Raw genomic sequence first — 3,807 nt, 5'->3', positions numbered from 1 at the left:
CCAAGGCCCAACGTCAGTAAATCGTTAGCTTCCACGGCTCCTTCCCTCCTGGGCAAAGGGAAAGGCTACGATGCGTCAGGAAGGAGAGTCAAGAAAGCTGATTTCCACGTCTCGCGTCGAGGAACCCTTTTTCTGTGGGGGAGCGGACTCCTGTCTAGCCATGTCTTGGCGTGCAGCGCTTTTTTTGCACAAGCGGCCACCAACAGGACGGAAGCTGTCCAAGATTCTCTTGCATATTGCAAACAGCATGCCGGCGCTAGTATTTTTAAAAAGCCAACCGCCAAAGTTAATAATAAAAATACATCAAAGTTAAGGAGTTCGCTACCTCAGGGCTGCCTTACGCCTAGATATGCAGGCTCGCGCCCCCGGAAAAACTACCGGGTAGAGCCAATTCTTGGACAGTCCCAGAAGCCCTCGGCCCCGTTGATGTGGTCGCACTCTTTGGGGTGACCATGCTCTGGAGTTGCCCCTGCTAAGCCGTCTCCCTCCCTTTGACCAGCCCCCACGAGTTGTACCACTCATTATGTTAGTCTGTGCTGCCTACTTGAGTCCAGCGGTGGTCCCCAGGGGGAGCACCCTGTCCCTCGGGGTAGGGTGGCGACCGGCGCTGGTGGACGTTGCCCTAGCGAGCTATGCGGCCTGAATGTGTTATACTCCTGCCGCCACATTTCTAGAACCACCTGCGCCTCCCGGAGCGTATAGAACAGCTCCCCGTTCAGCTCCTCATCCCTCATCTTGCCGTTGAAGCTCTCGCAGTAGCCGTTCTCCCAGGGAGAACCAGGCTCAATGAACAGCGTCTTCACGCCGACCTTGCCGAGCCAGTCCCGCACGGCGTGGGCAGCGAACTCGGAGCCATTGTCTGACCGGATGAAATCCGGCGTGCCCTTTTCAACGAACAACCGTGCCAAGCAGTGCAGCACATCGTCGGAGCGGAGCTGCCTGGAAACCTCAAGAGTCAGACACTCCCGAGTGAACTCGTCGATGACCACAAGAATGCGAAACGCCCTTCCTTCGTGCGTCCTGTCCATGACGAAGTCATAGGACCATACGTGATTGGGCCAGCAGGGCCGCAACCGTATACAGGAACCATCGTTGAGCCAAAGCCTGCTGCGCTTCGGCTGTTTCTGTGGGACCTTCAGCCCTTCCTGACGCCAGATGCGCTCAATGCGCTTGTGGTTTACCAGCCAGCCTTCCCGCTCAAGCAAAGCCTGGATGCGGCGATACCCGTACCGGCCATACTCGCTGGCGAAATGGATGATGGCCGCCTTCAGTGGTTCTTCATCACTGGCTATGCTCGGGCGGTATCGCTGGGTCGCCCGAGGTTGCTCCAGCAAGCGGCACACTCGCCGCTCCGGCACATGAAGAACCGTACGCACATGAGCAACACACTCCCGGCGCCGGGAAGGGCTCAGAAGTTTCCCCTTGCCGCTTCCTGCAAGATGAGCTTGTCCAAGGTCAACTCTGCCACGGCCTTCTTCAGCCTGGCGTTTTCACGCTCCAGCGCTTTCAGCTTCTTGGCTTGGTCAACCTTCAGCCCGCCATACTCGTTGCGCCAACGGTAGAACGTCTGTTCACAGACACCCAGCGCCCGACACGTCTCGGCTACTGTCTTGCCCTTGGCCAGCGAAACCTCTGCTTCACGCAGCTTGGCAATTATCTGTTCCGGTGCTTGCCCTTTCCTGCCCATTGCCTTCCCTCCGTTGGCCAGAGACTAACAAAATCCCTGGCTCAGGTTTAGGGGGGCAGGTCACCTTTTTGTGGTTGTTGATGCGCGGATAAATTCTCTGGGGGATTTCATCCGCAAGCCCTTGTGGGGGGGGCTCTTCATGTGGGCTTCGAACCAGCCGGGAAGCTGAGCGGTCATGAAGAAGGGGCATTTTCGGTGGGATAGGTGGTGTGCTGGCTTGCTTGATTTGTTTTTAATCACTATGATTAACTCAGGGTCAATGTTTTGACCAACGAGGGGATAGCCATCCTGGTGAAATATCAGATGATGGAGTCTACACAGAGCAAGACTGAGGAGAACGTCATGCCCAAGGCTGAAACTCGCGTGCTGACTGCTCATGTACCCGTGCCACTGGCAGAAAAGGTAGACCAGGTGGCCAACCGTTTGGAACGCTCTCGCGGTTGGATCATGAAGCAAGCGCTTTCATCCTGGATCGCCCAGGAGGAAGAGCGTGACCGGTTGACGTATGAGGCGCTCGCCGAGGTGGATACAGATCGCGCCATCGATCATCAGGCTGTGCAGGCATGGGCGGATAGTCTGAGTACCGATGAACCGCTGCCGGTGCCTCGCTAATGAACCTGAAATGGACCAGCAAGGCTCTTTCCGACCTGACACGCCTGTATGAATTCTTGGCCCCTGTTGACCAACCTGCTGCCTCGCGGGCGGTGCAGGCATTGGCTAAGGCCCCGACCGTCCTGCTGACCAATCCGCGCATCGGTGAGCAACTCTTTGCGTTCGCCCCTCGCGAGGTTCGGCGGTTGCTTGTCGGGCATTATGAGATGCGTTACGAGATTCAGGATTCGACAGTCTACGTGCTGCGACTGTGGCATACTAGGGAGGGTCGCTGAAATGGCTTGTATCTGCTCCAGTGTAGGCTGTACCAGGGCATATAACTCCTGATCAGTTACCAAGGCGGCTCGTTCCCCACTCCCGCACATTCAAGGGGGTATAGCCCTTGGTCCTCGTCTTGGCCAGATAGCTGGCCCATTCCACGCATCTCTCGATGTCTCGTTGATAGCTGGCATCATGACGATCCAAGTGGATGAAGTCAGGGTGCCTGTTGCCGTCTCTGCTTCGGTCACACCTATGGAGGAGTCCTGGGTAGTCGATCCCAAGGGCACGCTGCCAGAGTTGTTCAGCCTTCTCCATGTGGTTCCAGCTGTGGCATGTGAGGTTGCCATTCAGGAGGAGCATCACGTGGTAATGCTGGTGTTTTTCTCTGGATTGTTCACGTGCCCAGACGTACTGGAAGGCTATCCCCTTGCGGGATAAATAGCGTGTAAAGCTGTTGAAAAAGCGTTGAATGTCGTCGTTTCCACGGGATGAATAGAAGTTTCTCGGATATCGTAAGTCAAAGCGGATGAAGAGCACTCTGCTGAATCTACTCGTCATGTACTCTATGCGGTCGATGATGGCATTGAGGATGTCGATACGACAAGGTTTGTCGTCATACGCTTGAACTGGATAGTCTCTGTGGGTTTTTTCTGTTATGAACATGGTGTGCTCCTTTGTTAGCTATTGAATTAATGGAGAGTGTTATTTGTTACACAAAAAGAAGCCGACACTTGTGATGTCGGCTCTTGATGTGGATCTAGATTTTGCTAGCTAATGATGATATGGTGTGGTTTTTGTAATAGGTGTATGTTTATGTTTTGATATTTATTTGTTTGCATATCTTTATATATTTAGTTCTTATGGATGAGAAGCATTAATAATGGTGATAATAAATAATGTATCTATAATAGATACAAGAGAGATAATACCATTTTAGCATGTATGATTTTTGAACATAAAATTGATATACTGGATAGTTTTGGATTTGAAAGCGATTGCTGCTGAAGTTTTTGTATGATGATTTTTTGTCAGACTTATTTTTTACATACTATGTGTGTAAAGAGATAGTATTCACCTGGCACGGCCTTGCTTGGCGTAACCCCCGCAGGGCGGCCGACAACTATTTGGGGCTTGCTGACTCGTCCGGCACCGGAAGTGCTTTCCTTGACTTCGGACTAAGCTCTAGCTAAGTCTAAATGGACAAGGAGTATCGTATGGAGGTGGCTATGAATATCGTCCCCATGCAC

4 protein-coding genes are annotated in these 3,807 nt (G+C 52.9%); 2 read left to right on the top strand and 2 right to left on the bottom strand.

The window, feature by feature from the left end; all coding sequences use genetic code 11:
- Window positions 1-521: 521 nt before the first annotated feature.
- Window positions 522-1,687 (bottom strand): IS3 family transposase gene (locus V6B97_RS17010; RefSeq protein WP_243838187.1). Its coding sequence is split into 2 segments (ribosomal slippage): window positions 522-1,423 and window positions 1,423-1,687, totalling 1,167 coding nucleotides; the frame shifts between segments, so codons are not numbered across the junction.
- Window positions 1,688-2,029: 342 nt separating this feature from the next.
- On the opposite strand from V6B97_RS17010, the gene V6B97_RS17005 reads away from it, so the two are divergent.
- Entirely contained in the window at window positions 2,030-2,299 is a 270-nt protein-coding gene (locus tag V6B97_RS17005; protein WP_167122760.1) for a CopG family ribbon-helix-helix protein, read from the top strand.
- A complete protein-coding gene (locus V6B97_RS17000; protein WP_167122762.1) occupies window positions 2,299-2,574 on the top strand; it encodes a type II toxin-antitoxin system RelE/ParE family toxin in 276 nt (91 codons plus the stop codon). The genes V6B97_RS17005 and V6B97_RS17000 overlap by 1 nt, the downstream gene beginning before the upstream one ends.
- Before the next feature lie 52 nt (window positions 2,575-2,626).
- On the opposite strand, the gene V6B97_RS16995 is transcribed toward V6B97_RS17000, so the two are convergent.
- On the bottom strand, window positions 2,627-3,223 hold the full coding sequence (locus V6B97_RS16995) for a YagK/YfjJ domain-containing protein (RefSeq protein WP_333507703.1): 597 nt from the start codon (window positions 3,221-3,223) through the stop codon (window positions 2,627-2,629).
- Window positions 3,224-3,807: the final 584 nt, after the last annotated feature.

It is taken from the genome of Nitratidesulfovibrio sp. 1201_IL3209 (assembly GCF_036763125.1).
In the GTDB taxonomy this organism is placed as follows: Bacteria; Desulfobacterota; Desulfovibrionia; order Desulfovibrionales; family Desulfovibrionaceae; genus Cupidesulfovibrio.
The sequence above is the reverse complement of the archived record's forward strand: the minus strand, read 5'-3'. Positions and strand labels throughout refer to the sequence as shown.

What these genes read in the sequence shown, in the direction of transcription:
- V6B97_RS17005 (WP_167122760.1), top strand. Translation starts at nt 2,030, where the DNA reads ATGCCCAAGGCTGAAACTCGCGTGCTGACTGCTCATGTACCCGTGCCA.
- V6B97_RS17000 (WP_167122762.1), top strand. Translation starts at nt 2,299, where the DNA reads ATGAACCTGAAATGGACCAGCAAGGCTCTTTCCGACCTGACACGCCTG.
- V6B97_RS16995 (WP_333507703.1), bottom strand. Translation starts at nt 3,223, where the DNA reads ATGTTCATAACAGAAAAAACCCACAGAGACTATCCAGTTCAAGCGTAT.